The 17201-nt window shown below is 49.2% G+C and carries 13 protein-coding genes; 12 read left to right on the top strand and 1 reads right to left on the bottom strand.

What is annotated here, in order from left to right:
• Positions 1-63 precede the first annotated feature (63 nt).
• From MHB71_RS22275 to MHB71_RS22220, 12 genes are all read left to right on the top strand, one after another.
• The gene (locus tag MHB71_RS22275) at positions 64-945 is read left to right on the top strand and encodes a sugar ABC transporter permease (protein ID WP_036607341.1); all 882 of its coding nucleotides are present in this window, start codon (positions 64-66) and stop codon (positions 943-945) included.
• Entirely contained in the window at positions 945-1781 is an 837-nt protein-coding gene (locus MHB71_RS22270; protein ID WP_036607337.1) for a carbohydrate ABC transporter permease, read from the top strand. Before MHB71_RS22275 ends, MHB71_RS22270 begins: the two co-directional genes overlap by 1 nt.
• An 886-nt stretch (positions 1782-2667) precedes the next feature.
• Entirely contained in the window at positions 2668-3966 is a 1299-nt protein-coding gene (locus MHB71_RS22265) for an ABC transporter substrate-binding protein (RefSeq protein ID WP_036607334.1), read from the top strand.
• Between the two features lie 433 nt (positions 3967-4399).
• Complete coding sequence (locus MHB71_RS22260) at positions 4400-4966, top strand: TetR/AcrR family transcriptional regulator (RefSeq protein ID WP_036607516.1); 567 nt, start codon at positions 4400-4402, stop codon at positions 4964-4966.
• A 60-nt stretch (positions 4967-5026) separates the two neighbouring features.
• The gene (locus MHB71_RS22255; protein WP_340027729.1) at positions 5027-6979 is read left to right on the top strand and encodes an alpha/beta fold hydrolase; all 1953 of its coding nucleotides are present in this window, start codon (positions 5027-5029) and stop codon (positions 6977-6979) included.
• A 93-nt stretch (positions 6980-7072) separates the two neighbouring features.
• Positions 7073-8020 carry an aminopeptidase gene (locus MHB71_RS22250; protein ID WP_340027728.1) on the top strand — a complete coding sequence of 316 codons (948 nt, stop codon included), beginning with the start codon at positions 7073-7075 and terminating at the stop codon, positions 8018-8020.
• A gap of 613 nt (positions 8021-8633) precedes the next feature.
• Complete coding sequence (locus MHB71_RS22245; RefSeq protein WP_017690859.1) at positions 8634-9065, top strand: chemotaxis protein CheW; 432 nt, start codon at positions 8634-8636, stop codon at positions 9063-9065.
• Positions 9066-9292: 227 nt separating this feature from the next.
• The gene (locus tag MHB71_RS22240) at positions 9293-12496 is read left to right on the top strand and encodes a DEAD/DEAH box helicase (protein WP_340027727.1); all 3204 of its coding nucleotides are present in this window, start codon (positions 9293-9295) and stop codon (positions 12494-12496) included.
• Between the two features lie 46 nt (positions 12497-12542).
• Entirely contained in the window at positions 12543-12926 is a 384-nt protein-coding gene (locus MHB71_RS22235) for a hypothetical protein (RefSeq protein WP_340027726.1), read from the top strand.
• A complete protein-coding gene (locus MHB71_RS22230; RefSeq protein ID WP_340027725.1) occupies positions 12868-13356 on the top strand; it encodes a hypothetical protein in 489 nt (162 codons plus the stop codon). Before MHB71_RS22235 ends, MHB71_RS22230 begins: the two co-directional genes overlap by 59 nt.
• Before the next feature lie 407 nt (positions 13357-13763).
• The gene (locus MHB71_RS22225) at positions 13764-14738 is read left to right on the top strand and encodes a M15 family metallopeptidase (protein ID WP_340027724.1); all 975 of its coding nucleotides are present in this window, start codon (positions 13764-13766) and stop codon (positions 14736-14738) included.
• A gap of 234 nt (positions 14739-14972) precedes the next feature.
• Positions 14973-15374 (top strand): RidA family protein, encoded by a 402-nt coding sequence (locus tag MHB71_RS22220; protein WP_047840278.1) that lies wholly within the window; start codon positions 14973-14975, stop codon positions 15372-15374.
• A 613-nt stretch (positions 15375-15987) separates the two neighbouring features.
• On the opposite strand, the gene MHB71_RS22215 is transcribed toward MHB71_RS22220, so the two are convergent.
• Complete coding sequence (locus MHB71_RS22215; protein WP_340027723.1) at positions 15988-17052, bottom strand: copper amine oxidase N-terminal domain-containing protein; 1065 nt, start codon at positions 17050-17052, stop codon at positions 15988-15990.
• Between the last annotated feature and the right edge of the window lie 149 nt (positions 17053-17201).

Raw genomic sequence — 17201 nt, 5'->3', positions numbered from 1 at the left:
GCGATAATGGGGTTTAATAGAAAAAGAGACCAATTTCATCCATCTATAGAAGGGGAGAACGATATGAAGCATCGCAAATCTTCACAGCTGTTACAGCAGCTTGTGTTCGTGGGTCCCTCCATCGTGTTTTTTATTCTCATCATCGTGGTCCCTTTCCTGCTTGGCATGGTGTATTCCTTCACGGATTGGAACGGGGTATCCGAGAACATTAATTGGGTAGGGTTTGATAACTTCGTGCATGTGTTTGCGAATGATCCCAAGTTCCAAACGGCGTTTTGGTTTACGGTGCGCTTCACCGTGGTTGGTGTGGTACTGACCAATGTGATTGGCTTTTTCCTGGCGTATTTTCTGACCAAACCGCTCAAGACGAGAAACATTCTGCGTACGATCTTTTTTATGCCTAACGTGATCGGTGGGTTGTTGCTCGGCTTTATCTGGCAGTTCATATTTGTGAAAGGGTTTTCAGCAGTAGGCGATGTAACCGGCTGGTCCTTCTTCAACCTTCCTTGGCTGGGAGACGAACCAACCGCCTTCTGGGGAATCGTGATTGTGTTTGTATGGCAGACCGCAGGATATCTGATGGTCATCTACATCTCATCTCTGACAAATGTATCCCCTGATCTGCTGGAAGCCGCCGAGATTGATGGCGCAAGTCGCTGGCAGGTACTGCGGAGCATCATTCTTCCGCTCATTATGCCAGGTGTAACGATCTGTCTGTTCCTAGCGATCTCCTGGTCGTTCAAAATGTTCGATCTCAATCTGTCACTGACCAAAGGTGGACCGTTCGGATCGACAGAGTCGGTTGCACTTAATATTTACAATGAAGCCTTTGTAAATAACAGATATGGCATCGGAACCGCCAAAGCGCTCGTGTTCTTCGTAATCGTTGCCATCATCACCATGATTCAGGTACGTCTGACGAAGAGCAAGGAGGTAGAAGCCTAATGGAGACGACAAAAAATTACCGCTTCAGTACCATTGTAACCGAGATTGTCATGGTACTCCTTGGACTTTTATTCCTGGTTCCGTTTTACTTCCTGTTCGTGAATTCGGTCAAAACCTTCGGTGATCTACTCACCAATTCGGCTGCATGGCCGGAAGTATTTCAATGGGGCAACTATGCGAACGCCTGGGAGAAAATTAACTTCCCGTCCGCGCTGATGAACTCGCTTATCGTTACTGTGGTCAGCAATCTGTTGCTTGTGCTGATCAGTTCCATGGCCGCGTACCGAATGGTCCGCAGCGATACCCGGTTCAACCGTATTTTGTTCGGCATGTTCATTGCCGCGATGGTGATTCCGTTCCAGTCTATCATGATTCCACTTGTTACTGTAACCAGTAATCTGGGATTGATCGACAGCCTTGGCGGCCTCATTATCTGTTATCTTGGTTTCGGGGCACCGATGTCTGTCTTCCTGTTCCACGGATTCGTAAAATCCGTCCCACTGGAGATTGAGGAAGCGGCTCGGGTGGATGGAAGCTCGGTCTACGGAGTGTTCTTCCGGATCGTATTTCCACTCATGAAACCGATGTATGTAACCGTCATCATTCTGAACACACTCTGGATCTGGAATGATTATCTGCTTCCATCGCTGATCCTGCAAAGCTCCAACCTGCGTACGATCCCAATTGCGACCTTTGCACTCTTCGGTCAATATACGAAGCAATGGGATCTGGCTTTGCCGGCACTTGTGCTCGGTATTATGCCGATCATTATCTTCTTCCTGCTGATGCAGAAGTATATCATTCAGGGGATTACCGCTGGATCAGTTAAAGGATAAGGTGCGAGGGCAGGGTCGCTGTGGCGGAGTGCGAGTGCGAGTGCGAGTACAAGGTCGCTGCGGGCTCAAGTTGCGCTTTCAGTCGCTGTTGCTCCTCGATGGCCTGAATGGATTAGGGCAAGGAAGCCACCGAGTATCAAAGGCGAACGCTCCGCTCCTACATCGCATCCTGATCCCTTTGCTCCCACCTCGCATCGAGGTGGGCAAAGGGAGCATGCCCGTATAGCTTGGGCATGACTCCTAGGGAAGGGAAAGCGTCGATAAAGAGAAAGGAGCAATAATGAAATGATTTTAAGACCAGGTTCGATAAGGCAGAAGGTGAGTGTATAAGGGCAGGGTCGCTGCGGGATCAAGTTGCGCTTTCGGTCGCTGTTGCTCCTCGGTGGCCTGAATGGATTAGGGCAAGGAAGCCACCGAGTATCAAAGGCGAACGCTCCGATCCTGCAACGCATCCTGATCCCTTTGCACACCTCGCACGGAGGTGTGCAAAGGGAGTCATGCCCGCATAGCTTGGGCATGACTCCTGGGGAAGTTCGAATAGCTTGGGCATTCCTTCTAGGAGAAAAGATAAACTCGGATCAAAGCGCTAACGAATCCACCGCATCTTAATAGGTGGATAATCAAGGAATACAAATTGTAACGAATCTCTGAAACGTTATTCGGTTACAAAACAGCGTTAGAGGCTTAAAATTCGACCAAATCGACGAAATAACGTCGCTGTGATTCGTTAGAATGGGAACCTGTGCAAATAGGTGCGAATAACGTGCGCTCGGTTCGTTAGAATGAAAACACACTTCAATGGAAGGTTATTCTGTCATCGGAGTGCCAGTGTAAATATTCATTAGTGGAACGGTTATACTGAAACTACTATAGGGAGAGTGTATGTATGAAAAGAATGACCAAGTTGACGTTGCTTATGCTGATTGCTTTTTCGGTAATGCTCGCGGGTTGTGGCAATGGGGACAAGAGTGGCAGTCCGGTCAACACGGATGCTCAAGGTGGTGGCGAGGCTGCTGCTGGAGATAAAACCATTAAAATCTTCCAATTCAAAGTCGAAATTGCGGAAGCGCTCAATCGTCTCAAAGCGGAATATGAATCCTCCCATCCAGGCGTCAAACTGGACATTCAGACTGTAGGTGGCGGTAGTGACTACGGTGCTGCATTAAAAGCCAAGTTTGCCGCTGGCGAACAACCGGACATTTTCAACGTAGGTGGTTATCGTGAATTGGATACATGGCTTGAATATCTGGAAGATCTGTCTGGAGAATCATGGGCCAAGGATGCACTCGAAGTAGCCAAAGAGCCAATGACCAAAGACGGTAAGCTCTACGGACAGCCGCTCGCGCTGGAGGGTTATGGTTTCATTTATAACAAAGACCTCTTCCAAAAAGCAGGTATTACCGAAATTCCAACGACACTGGAACAATTGGATCAAGCTGCACAGAAACTTCAAGCTGCGGGCATTACGCCTTTCTCGAACGGATATCAGGAGTGGTGGGTGCTGGGCAATCATAACGTAAACGTCGCATTTGCAAATCAGGCAGATCCGGTGAAATTCATCCAGGGACTCAACGAAAGTACGGAGAAAATTCCTGGCAACCAAGTGTTCGCCGACTGGATCAACTTGCTCGACTTAACGCTGAAATACAGCAACAAAAACCCGCTGACAACCGACTACAATACGCAAGTTACGTTGTTTGCGAGTGGAGAAGCGGCGATGATGCAACAAGGGAACTGGACTCAAGTACAGATCGATGGAATCGATCCGGATCTGAATCTGGGTATCCTGCCAATGCCAATTAACAATGAACCTAATGACAAATTATTTGTCGGTGTACCGAACTATTGGGTTGTGAACAAGAACTCTCAAGTGAAACCGGAAGCAAAAGAGTTTTTGGAGTGGCTCGTAACTTCGGATATCGGGAAACAATACATGACGAAAGAATTCAAATTCATTCCGGCTTTCAGTTCCATCACGGCATCCGAAGAGGATCTGGGTGACCTCGCCACAGAGATCATGAAGTATAGCCAGGAAAATAAAACACTCAGCTGGAACTTCAACCGTTTCCCTGAAGGGGTTCCACAAGAGTATGGCAGCACGATTCAGGCTTACGTTGCAGGCAAATCGGATAAAGCCGGATTGCTCGACGCATTGCAACAGAACTGGGATAGTCTGAAAAAATAATCCGGATCATGGACGGTATCCACAGGTTACCAAAAACGGTTCAGAAATTTTTGGATAGAAAAGTTAGTCTATTAGATAAATAAGTCAATTGGAAACAGGTTTGCCAGAAATCTTATTCTGGCAAACCTGTTTTTGTTTTCCGAGGAGCCAATAGCGCTCTCTGAAAAGTTCAAAGTCAGCTATATTCCTGAAATGTGGATAACCCAAAAGCAGTTTAACGATCTAATGACATATTTAACACAGAGTTAATACTATATGTGGATATCCTGTGTGTATAACACTCTAAATGTGGACAAGTATGGAGTAGCTGGATTGGGAGGTCCTCTTTTGTTAACAGAAATACTTGTTTTCAACTGATTAGTACTGTATAGTTCTAAATATGACAAATCCAAAAATGAATACGGGACCCGCCAAATCCAAAAGTTCCAATCCGGTGAACCGGACCAAGGCAGTTGAAGTGGCGGCACAATTATTTCTGCGTCAGGGGTACAGCTACGTCAGCATGGATGAAGTCGTGCGCGTGAGTGGGGTATCCAAGTCAAATATTTATTATCATTTTAAAAACAAGGAGGAGCTGCTCCAGGCCGTGGTACAATACTGGATTGCCCAGTATGAGTCGGAGCTGTATCTGCTGCTCAGTCAGCGTGAGCGAGGAGTGGAGGAGCGTATCTACTCATTCATGGCATTGTTGTCGGCAGGCATTGAGGGCCGAAATTACGAAGGGAGCTGTCCTTTTGTTACGTTATATATGCAGACACCGGACAGTGCACCCCAAGTGAAGGAAAGCATATCCAGATTCTTTCGTGAGCTTAGACCGATGGTGGAGAAGTTGTTTCAGCAAGGTTTGGATCGCGGTGAATTTCGCAAAGAGATCGAGCCGGGACCGGCTGCGTTGTTGTTTATTGCAGCACTGGAAGGTTCGCTAATCCTAGCGGGAACTGCCCGTGATGTTGGGATTATAGAACAATCGGCACGTACGTTTTGTCAGATGCTTCGTTAATCGAAGCTCTTTTTTTGAATATAACTAGTACTATATAGTACTAAAAGGAGCCGTAACGGAATGAATATACATTCAACAAACATGAATCAGGTAATAAGCAAGTCTGATATTGCAGCCACGACCATTTTTATGACAGGTAGTACAGGTTTTATTGGCAAAGAAACGGTCAAACAACTCACGCAGGGAGACGCACCATTGCTCTTGCTGGTTCGTTCGGAACAGCGAGCCAGAACTGTGCTGAAGGCTTATGGAGTGAAGGATTTTGACCGAATTACCTTTATTAAAGGTGATTTGTCCATGTCAGGTCTTGGCCTTACCGCAGCAGATCGGGAACGTGCTCTTGAAGCGAATGTGATCATTCACGCGGGTGGAACGATGGACGTCACTTTGGAACGAAAAGTAGCCGAGCAGATATTCATGAACGGGGCCAGAGAAGTGGCACAGCTAGCGCAGGAAATCCACCGTACTCATGAATTGAGACACTTTATCCACGTTGTTGGTTATATGAGTCCTTATGGAGAGCGGAATGAACAGGGGAATTATCTACAGGTTGAGCATGTGGATAACAATGAAAGTGCGTATGAAGAGATGAAGTTCCATGCCGATCTTCATATTCGCGAGCATGCTGAACAGCATCACTATCCCTTATCCGTTGTAAATCCGAGTACAGTGGTTGGACCACGCCCGACAGGTGAAACCGAGCAAACGGGTGGGATTGGACTGCTCATTCAGGCGATTCAGAAAGGACTTATGCCAGTAGTACCGGGAGGTTCATCCTATTGGTTACCGCTTGTGGAGAATGACCTTGTTGCACAGACGCTTGTTTTTCTATCTAGGGAAGCTGCTCCAGTCGGAGGAACTTATCCACTGTTGGCGCGGAGGGAAGACAGTCCCAATATGAAGGAACTGCTGCAACTCTTGGCGCAGCAATTGGACGTACCCAAGCCCAAAGGGGCTTTGCCACTACCATGGATTCAATGGATCATGAAATCAGGTGGTTCACGCATCAGTGGTGTTCCAGCGGAGTCGGTTGCTTTTATTACCAACAGGTCATTCCCGGTTGAAGAGACGGAGGCTCTGTTCACACGTATGGGGCAAAACTGGCCGGACATCCGGGAACAGCTTCCGCTGGTTACAGCCGATCTGGACTATCGTCTTCGGTATACGCCGTTACCTGAGGGTTTTCCGACAGATTATATTCGGTCGCGGAGCGGAAATATGGCTATGCTTGGTTGGGAGGGCGAGGGAGAGCCTTGGATTATTGTACATGGTTTGCTTCAATCTGCGGATGAGATGTTACCGTTAGGAAAACAGCTTAGGGACCGGACTGGGAACCCGGTATGGTTAATCGATCTCGCTGGATTCGGACGGTCCCCGGTGCATCAGGGAGATGAAACATTTGAAGGTCAGGTGGATGCACTGCTTACGGCTCTTGGTGAGTTTGAAGGTCCGGTGAAGCTGGTTGGTCATTCGATCGGGGCTGCTATTGCAGCTGCGGCACAGATGCGTAGCGGGCGGACAGACATTCGACTGGGGTTGCTTCAGCCAGTAGCTGACAATTCGAATCCGAATGTGCTGAGATGGATTTCTCGTTTACCAAGAGGAGTGATGCGCTCCCTGCTGCGTGGCAGATCGGAGAAAAGTTGGAATCAAATGTTCAGTTCACATAGCGGCGTAGGCGACAGAAGTGTTATGGCCGATACCATGGGCAAGAGAATACGCTCCAGTCTCCAGTCCCCTCGCATTGCAGGAGCACATGCAGACTTGTTGCGCTGGATCCACTCGGGTCAGAGGAAAGGCGCCAGATCAACGTTGTGGGCGAAAATGGAAAGTCAGCATTATGCCAAGAATGTATTAGTTGTATGGGCCAATCAAGATCAGGAATATCACTATCCCCAGGATATGAACTCACAGGTCAAACGGATAGATGTACCCTATGGACATTACTTTCCGACGTTTCAGTATAAGGAAACAGCTGCAATTCTCGCCGAATGGGCCGATACCTTAAGGTGAGTTCAGGTTTGGACATGCAGGAATCCCGTGCCAATTGTCGAAAGGGTCAAGTCGACTTTTGAGAGCTGAACCAAAGACAGGAGAGATGAATGTATGAGCAAGCAACGTGTGGAAATCAGTAAAAATGTGCTAACCGAATGTCTCGGACTGCGTAGCGGAGAGAATCTGGTAGTTATCGCAGACGATATGAAACGGGATCTGGCTGAATCCATCTATGAGGCAGGCAAGGCACTTGGAGCAGAATCAGTCCTGTTAATCATGGAGGAACGCAGCAGATCCGGCGAAGAGCCACCTGCGCCAATTGCAGAGGCCATGATTCGAGCAGATGTAGCCGTGTGTGTAACGAAATATTCATTAACACATACTCAGGCACGCAAAAAAGCCGCTGCTTCAGGGACCCGAGTGGCAACCATGCCCGGCATGACAGAGGATATGTTTGTGAACGGAGCCATTACAGCTGAATATTCGCAAGTAAAGGCGTTGACCGAGAAGGTAACGGCTCTATTAACCGCAGGTCGCCATGTGCGAATAGAGAAGCAGGGCCATAGTCTTTCCTTTTCCATTGAAGATCGTAACGGTGTACCAAGCACAGGTATGTATTTGAACCCTGGTGAATCGGGCAACTTGCCGTCAGGAGAAGCCTATATTGCTCCCGTTGAGGGCAAGGGCGAGGGCAGTATTGTTGTAGATGGTTCCGTTGCTGGAATTGGGGCACTCCGTGAACCGATGTTATTAACCGTTAGTGAAGGACGGTTGGTGTCAGCTGAAGGACCTGATGGGGCTCAATTACTGGAAACGCTGGGTGAGGGGGATGGTCGTTTTCTCGGCGAATTCGGGATCGGTACCAATAACAAGGCACGAATCACGGGTGTGGTGCTGGAAGATGAGAAGGTGTACGGCACAATTCATGTGGCCTTTGGCAGCAATAACACATTTGGTGGAACGATTGCCGCAGGTGTTCATATTGATGTAGTTGTACAAAAGCCGGACGTGTACATCGATGACAGGCTGATCATGCGTCAGGGTGAATTAGTCGAATAACTACAGCGAAGGAAATTGGGCATGTCCACAACGTGTCCACAGTAATGGATAACTGAAGCGGAAATTCGGATTTTACGTCAGATTTACAAACAAATACACAACATGTCCACATTAAATTAATGAATATCCACATGAAACGCCAAAGATATCCACAGCATGTGTGCAATATGTGCACAACTTATCCACAAATCAGGTATAACTCGTGTTTTCATCCGATAAAACAGTCGTTTTGGAGTAATCAAACAAGTTATCCACAGGAATAACGCTTTTTTGTTCCAAGTATTTGAAAACATAGAAACAGATCCATAATATATGGGGATAAAAAAGACCCGAAATCGGCATAAAGCTGATCTTGGGTCTTTTTTATGAATATAATTTTTCAATCCTATGTCAGGTTACTTACGCTCAATTCTAAAACGACTGACTTCCACCACCCTCCACAACAGGGCAAATGAGCAGAGCGGAGACAGCAACCGTAATGCAACGTCTGTTGAAGTTGGCAAAATTGATCTGAAGCCTAAACATTTGATCAAAAATAACCGATACACCAAAGTAACATCTAATGGGACGAAAGTAGTCTGATTATACGGAATGAGAGGATATGGGGATAACTATGGACGAGGGAATGCAATATATTAATTTTTCGGTAGGAGACCAGATCTTTGCACTACGAATTGATGAAGTTCATGAGATCATCAGAATGGTGCAGGTGACAACAGTTCCATTTGGAAGCCCGGAGATCCGAGGTTTTGCTTCGCTGTACGGTAAGGTCGTTTCGGTGGTGAGTCTTCGTGTATTGTTAGGCATGCCAGACCAGGAGGATACCTCTTCTACACGTATTATTGTGGTGCCTTACAAAGGTGGATTTGTACCGCTGATCGTAGATATGGTCGATTCTGTCGTAAGTTACGATCGTTTCGAGGAACCAGCTGAGGAACACCGTCGTTTCATGCTTGGCGTTTTTGACAAAATCGGGTTCTGTGAAGATCATCGTGCAGGTATTTTGAACCTCGATGTATTACTGGGCAGCTTGATCAGATCATAGGAGTATAACGATCCGTAATTCTTTCAATATTCAGTATTATCCTTCGGTTTACCCAAATGTTCCTCATCCGCTTTTCGGGAGAAGGGACATTTTTTTGTGCCGCTAGGGCGTTTTCAGACACGCCCTAACCATCGAAATAACCACTTTTTATGGGCAAAGGTTTTTAAATCCGGTCATTTTCGTATATGATGGAGAGTAACAATGCGAAGGGATGACGGGAGACTTTAATGATGCAATCGCTGTATGGAGTATGGCTTGGTGACGTATTTTTTTGTTTTTCCGGTGAAACATCGGAACCACGTGTGGATGCATGGAGCCACGTGGTAAGAAGGTTGAATTTTGGCGACGGGGGTCGTCTGTTTCAGCCTGCCGCTCTGCGTCTTGCGGAGCTGCGCTGGCCGAATCCGCTGAGGAACACGGCTGAAGCGAAGAACACGAAGCGGCGTCAACTGCTGGGACGCACATTGGAAGGATTGGCAGTCTCGCCCAAGGATGCCTTCAGGCTGCTGTTGCAATGGGATGACCGTTTGTTAAATGCAGCCGGAATTCAGGTTGGAGAAGAGATGCGTTACTGGATCAAGGCGGCGCAGTTCACACAGGAGCTGCTGTTGCGGGGAGCAATTGCTCCATCGGCTGAATTCGCAGCAAAGACCGGAGCACGGCGACGGACCGGGCAAGAGACATTAACAGGCGTATGGCGGCCACGTTTGCAGCAGGAGGAGGACATTGAACGCTTCCGCGATCTTGCTGAAGCGATGCCTCCGATTGGATTGGCTGCTCCTGGAGCTTATGCTTCATTGGAACCGGAAACGCGTGAAGAAGCAGGGGCTGCGGTATTATTTTCATTCATGAGTGGCATGATTCATGCTGTGGTGACAAGTGAACTGGAGGGCATGGACAGTGAACTGTCCCGTTACCGCACCCCATATCGACGTGGATCTTCGCCAGTAGCCGAACTCTGGTGGAACAGTCTGATCTCGATGTTCCGTCCTGTGACGGTGCAAGGGCCGACGGACGATATGACAGCGTTTATTCATACGTTGCAAGAAGTTGGTGGAACGTCAATGCCAATTGTGGGAGCAGAAGAGATGGCGCCTGCTGAAGGCCAATTGAAGCTGGTGCTCCGCTTGGAGCCGCCGCTGGGCGAACATGAAACGATCTGGGGGATCAGCTTTTGGGCGGACAGTGAGCAGGAACCAAGCTTGAGGTTGCCTGCACGGACTATCTGGGCACATCCAGAGCGAGATCTGGACCGAGGGAAGGTGTTATATACCTCGGCGGCAGAGCAATTATTGATGGCACTCGGGCAAGCAGCAGAACTGGCACCTGAACTGGAGACAGCGCTGCTTACCGCTCGTCCGGAGGAAATTAAGCTGGAGCAGCAGGGTTTCTTTGAATTTCTCACGCATGCGGTTCCACGTTTGCAGAAGGCCGGGATAACTGTTCTCATGCCTTCAAGGTGGAGTCGTGCCGGGAAACGTCGTGCGGGACTGCGTCTGCAGATGTTGAATCGGGGAACAGAGCGGTTGCCTGGAGCCACATCGGCACTGGGCATGGAACAATTGGTTGCTTTCAAGGCGGAACCTATGCTGGATGGTAAACCGGTCACGGCGGAGGAACTGGCAGCATTGGCTGAATCCACAGTTCCGTATGTCATGTTCCGTGGTGAATGGATTGAAGTGGATACAAAAGAGATTCGTCAAGTTCTGCGTTACATGAAAAAAGAAGAAGAACAATATATGCCTCTCTCCGAATGGCTGCATCTGGCAGCGGATGAAGGGGAGGATTCCGCATGGAAGGGCCTCTCCGTCTTTGGTGCCGAATCTGATGGGATGCTTGCTTTCCTGCTCGATGGACAGGTGCTTCGCAGTATTGAGCCTCGTCAGGTTCCGGCAGAATTGCATGGTGAACTAAGACCTTATCAGGAACGAGGTTACCAATGGTTATCCGCGATGCGTGAGCTGGGCTTTGGCGTATGTCTGGCGGACGATATGGGACTTGGGAAGACGATTCAGGTAATTACCTGTCTGCTGGACCGCAAACACGAGGAACGCCAGGCCGCTGAAGAGGAAGCCCGTGAGAATGAGCTGTTGAATGGATCAGATGATTCATTCCCGGCGGATCAGCACACGAATGAACAGCCTGTTCATCTGCCTGCACTTATTGTGTGTCCTACCTCGCTGCTTGGAAACTGGCAGCGTGAGCTGAAGCGGTTTGCCCCGGATCTGTCGCTATATATTCATCATGGCGGACAACGGCTGCACGGGAACGAATTCCAGGCAGAAGCGCAGACGCATGACATTGTACTGACGACCTATCATCTGGCAGGCAGAGATGGCCCGGATCTGGCTTCGTTGCACTGGTCCACCATTGTGCTGGATGAGGCACAATATATTAAGAACTACCGTACCAAACAAGCGCAAAGCGTAATGCGCCTGTCTACACTTCATCGTATTGCGATGACGGGAACGCCTGTAGAGAACCGGCTGAGCGAACTTTGGTCGATTTTCCAGTTTCTCAATCCGGGGTATCTGGGCACCGCTTCATCGTTCCGTCAGCGTTATACGGGACTGGGGCCATCCGAAGAAAATGCAGCATCATTGCGTGAGCTTCATCGTTTGGTATCTCCATTCATGTTGCGCAGGCTGAAAAGTGATCCGGATATTCGCAAGGATCTGCCAGAGAAGCTTGAACTGAAATCGTATTGTTCTCTGACGCCGGAGCAGACGGTGTTGTACCAGCGTGTGGTGGATGATCTGATGGGTGGTCTGGATGGCAGAAATGGCATCGCCCGCAAGGGAATTGTTCTGTCCTCTCTGACCAAGCTCAAGCAGATCTGTGATCATCCGGTGCTGGCGGACAGCAATCGGAAAGACCACGGCAAGGCTGAGGCATCCGGTAAGATGGAACGATTGCTTGAACTGCTGGACGCCATCCGTGATAACGGGGAATCTGCCTTGATCTTCACGCAGTATGTTGCCATGGGAGATCTATTAGTGTCGAGGTTGAAACAGCGATACGAGGAAGAACCTTATTTCCTGCATGGCGGTGTATCGAAGTCGCAAAGAGACGATATGGTGGAGACTTTCCAAAAAGGAGAGGGGCCGTCCATGTTTGTTCTATCTCTTCGTGCCGGAGGTGTGGGTCTGAATCTGACACGGGCGAGTCATGTCGTTCACTATGATCGGTGGTGGAATCCCGCGGTTGAGAATCAGGCAACGGACCGTGTATTCCGAATCGGGCAGAATCGCAATGTGCAGGTGCATAAGCTGATCTGTCAGGGAACGCTGGAGGAACGGATTGATGAGCTGATTGAGAGCAAGAAAGCACTCTCCGAGCAGGTCGTTGGTTCGGGTGAGAACTGGCTGACCGAGATGTCGGATGATGAGCTGCGTGGTCTGATCTCTCTTCAGGGTGAGACGTGGCTGTGACCTTGAACATTCAGGAGAATATAGATGTGGAGAAAGGGGGATTATTGTGAGCGAAAAATGGAAGATCGAGCTGCATATGTCCCCCGGTGGATGGACAGCAGAAGTAAATACAGCAGCGGATGCGGACCAGGAAGTTTCCGTTTCCGCTTCCGCTGCTGAGGGCAAGACCGGATCAGCCGCAGGCATGTTCACGGTCACGGGAACGCCCGCGCGACTGAGCGAAGCCCAGCGCGAGGCTGTACTGGCTCAGCTGCGCAAGCGCCCGCTGACGCTGTACGCCCTGCTGCGCGGCGGCCCGGCGTCCGAGGAGCTCGCCGGGCTGCTGCCGGCTGCGCAAGCGCCCGAGGGCTCGCCAGGTTCAGCAACGGCCAGTGCGGCCGTGGCATGCACCTGCGGCCGCCCCAGGCTGCGCGCATGCCGCGGCCGCTGAGCGCGCCGTAGCCGCGCGCCTCGCGGCCGAGCCGCTGCTGCAGGCGGCGCACGCCGGCCTGCCACGCGAAGCGCTGCTCGCCGGCGTGCTGGGGGCATGGGCGGAGGAACTCGCCCATGATCCCAGCGGCCCCGGCCGCGCAGCGGAAACGGCTGGCCGCCCGCAAGTGCGGGGCGGCGAAGGCGGCGCTGCCGTCGGCGAATGGATCGCCGAGGCCGCCGCGGACGGCGCCATGCACCAGCCGGGGCCGGGCTTTGGCGCCGTTGAGGTGCGCCTCGCGCAGCCGGGCAAGCCGCCGGCCTTGCCGGAGCTGACGGCGCTGCTGCCGGGCGTGCCGGCCACCGCAGGGCTGGATTTGATCCGCGAGCGTGTAGCCGCGCGGATGTGGCAGGCTGTCCAGAAGAAGACGGACAGCCCGGCAACCAAATGATGCACCAATCAGAGCGGGGGAGATCTCAGATCACCCCTGCTTGTTTTTATTGCAGCATGTTGCATTATTTGATTTAATTCATTTCCCGGTACAAGATGAATTTTGTCTTTATCCAACAATGCTAATGCTCATTAATAAAGTGCATCTCGGTATAATCAATTTTTTGCATATTGGATATATGAAGGTATATTCCCATTTCAATTCTATTGTGTACAGTACGGGGATGTTGCTCTAAAAGTCCAAAAAACGATCATACAGGCTGTACAGCCCGTATAAGTTCATTCGGATCTCTTCTAAAGGAGGTCTTTACCGGTGGAGCTTCGCTCCCAATTAAGGTATACTGTCGCAGGGAACATTGCACGCTGAGAACTATATAACATTTATATTATTGCGATAGGAGTTTTTACATGAAATCAACTACAGGAAGACAGCGCCGCATGGTGGTTATGCTGTCCTCATTGATGATATGCGGAGCATTGCTTGCCGCGTGCCAGAACGGTTCAGGCACAGAGGAGAGTCAGAATCCGAATGGAACAGGTAACACACAACAGGAGACGGACGGCACAACGGTTCATTTTACGGAGGATAAAGGAACGGATGGCGACAATGCTGGCGGGGATGACACATCATCTTCTGGCAACAATGATGGAGATACAGGCAGTGAGTCAGATAATGCTTCAGCGGGCGGAGAGCAGGGCTCTTCGGACAATGGGAATGGCGCGACAGCGGAAGATCCATTGCTGGAGAAACGCAGTATCAGCGCACTGCAAACGACGATTGATGCACAAACTGTGGTGACCAATGCCGAGTCTATGACCGTCATTGTGAACAAACAACGGAGTCTGCCCGACGGGTACGAGCCGGACGATCTGGTGGAGCCGAATGTACCGTTCTCCTTCGACGAACCTCACGAGAAGCGGCATATGCGCAAGGAAGCTGCTGAGGCACTGGAGAAGTTGTTTGCAGGTGCAAAAGCAGATGGTATTGAGCTTCGTGCGGTGTCTGGTTATCGTTCATATCAGCGTCAGGTATCCATCTATAACAATAATGTCAAAACCAAAGGTCAAGAATACACAGATCGTGTGAGTTCTGTGCCAGGCCGAAGTGAACATCAAACGGGTCTTGCCATCGATGTATCCAGCCCGAGTGTGGGCAATGTGCTGGAAGAGGTATTTGGCACATCGAAGGAAGGCCAGTGGTTGGCTGAACATGCTGCAGAATACGGATATGTCATCCGTTATCTGCAAGGTGAAGAAGATACCACAGGTTACGTCTATGAGCCTTGGCATATCCGGTACATCGGTACAGATTTGGCACCTGATGTGGCGAAGAGTGGGTTAACTCTGGAAGAATACTTCGATGAGGCTAATATCAAGTTGTAATTTGGATGTTTCATCCTTAAAGAAAAAGACAAGATACTATTTCTCATAAATCCCCGAATGAACCGTCCTTGATCTAACCAATGGGCAGTCATTCAGGGGATTTTTTTCTATGCAAAAATGTTAATGGAGTTAAGATAGAATTAAACTTGATTCCATTGTCTGAGATGATGGGGGACTGATATAATTCATGTTTAATCTGAAGAGACAAATACAACCAAAGCGAGGGACGAGAGAATGAGCAGACAGCAGGTTTTTACGGGCTCCCCATGGGAACCATTGGTGGGATATTGCCGTGCCATCCGTGTAGGGAACCGAATTGAAGTGGCGGGTACAACCGCGATGCAAGATGGTGTAGTTGTTGGGGCAGGTGATCCGTATGCACAGACAAGGTTCGTTTTGCAGACGATCGAGAATGCACTGAAAGAACTGGGGGCTGACATGTCGCATGTGGTGAGAACCCGGATGTTTGTGACCGATATCTCCAGATGGGAGGAAGTTGGCAAGGCGCACGGTGAATTTTTTGGACAGATCCAGCCTGTAGCCACCATGGTTGAAGTTAGCGCACTCATTGATCCCTTGTTGATGGTTGAGATTGAAGTGGAAGCGATCGTTGAAGATGAAACCCAAGCCGATTGATTCTGACCGTTATCCAGAAGATATCTAAGGAACACAGGACGTCTTATTTGGTCATCAGGTCCTCTTGCTAAAATGTAAAGAACTTCAGACACGTTATTTCCCAAATTCCTCTGATAAAAATGCTATAAACAGCTATTTATTCAAATTAGCGTGCCTGAGATTCCTTAGATTTCTGCGGGTGCTTCAAATCCATGAATAAGATGCCTCAGATTCGTTAGCGTTAACTCCGCTTGCTCTTACATTCGGTAAGCAACGTATTTCGTATGCAGCGCACATCGCACGTGTCTGCTCCGGACAAGTTTCAGATACCCTTCGGTTTGAAGCAGTTTGTAGACACACTCTAAAAAACCAAAACTAAAAACCAAAACAAAAAAACAACCTTATCCATGCCTGTCAAAAGACAAGCGGATAAGGTTATTTTGAATTGACTTCGCCGCCTGGCCACACGGCTGAGTTCTTGATGCGCCAAACTCATTACACCGCGCGTCAGGAGCTACATGCGGATGGCTGGTCATTCTGATGCTCCACACTCATGACCCCGCGCTAAGCAATGCACACGGTCGTCTGCAACAACATATAACATGTGTTTCAGTCAGACGTTTTTCTAACCGTATTATTTCGCTTCCAGCTCTGCTGCAGGTGTTTCAACAACCACTTTCCAAGCTGTTCCGATTGGAGGCAGGCTGCGTGTCAACATAGGGCTGTAGAACCCAATGACTTTAGCGCCTTTGGTGAGTTCTTCAGCTTTCACCGTTTCACCTTCGTGGTTCACGATCAGCGTGTCTTTAGCAATGTTCAGCACGACATGGTCAGGAGCTGTTTCTGTTAACCGTGTACCTGTAATCTCAATCTGTGAGATGCTGCCTTCAGCTGATGTTACATTTTCAATCGTACCAGCTGTCCCCAGAACGTCTTTCAATTGTGATTCCGCAGCGTCATCCAGTACAGTGACTTTATAGGTCGGCGTTTGTGGTGGCAGACTGCGGGTGGTGATCAGGGAATGCTCAGCTTCCACGTTCATGCCAATGGCCAGATCAGTCAGTGCAATCTCTTTTCCCTCAACTGAGATGAATTTTGTCTCATCGCTCAGATTGAGCACTATACCATCCGTACCTGCACCGCCAATCTGGATGGACTGATATTTATCTTGGTTCGAGATTCTGGTAATGACACCACGTTCAGTAACCGTCTTCACGTCCTCTTCACTCGAGATAGTCACTTGATTGCCCGTTGTGTTCACTTGTCCATGCAGTGCTTTCTCAGCAAAAGAAACCGGTACATACAATTTGCCGCCTGTGATTTCGGGCGCTGTACCCAGCGTGAGCGACATTTTATTCACGGAATATTGATCCTTGCCTGTGATTACCTGTGTCCAGAGAGCACCACGAGTCAGCTCTGCAGTTTTAGTTTCTTTATTCCATTCTAGTTCAATACCCAGTGCGTCGGTAAGATCACGCAGCGGGATCATGGCTACTTTGCCATCTTTGTTCCAATAACCATCAGAGATGGCTGCACCATTTACGGATACGTTTACTACACTCGCTGCGTTACTATCTGCTGAAACGGATGTTTGATGGACTGGTTTTGTGTTGTCCAGTGTTGCTGCATAAGCGGCTCCACCACCCAATGCCATGGATAGGGCCATCAGTGCACTTACTTTTTTCATGTTGTTGTTCATCAATATTCATCCCTTCTAATCTGTGTACTGACGCGGTAAAATCTTCCTTAGGGCCGCGCTTCAAGTTAATAGACGGGACAAATCGTCTAAGTGTTGCAGTTGAAATGCAATGAATGTAAGCGGTAGGTTAGTTTAAATTAGAAATATCG

Source organism: Paenibacillus sp. FSL H7-0940 (assembly GCF_037979415.1).
In the GTDB taxonomy this organism is placed as follows: Bacteria; Bacillota; Bacilli; order Paenibacillales; family Paenibacillaceae; genus Paenibacillus; species Paenibacillus amylolyticus.
This window is presented reverse-complemented; position numbering and strand designations above follow the sequence as displayed.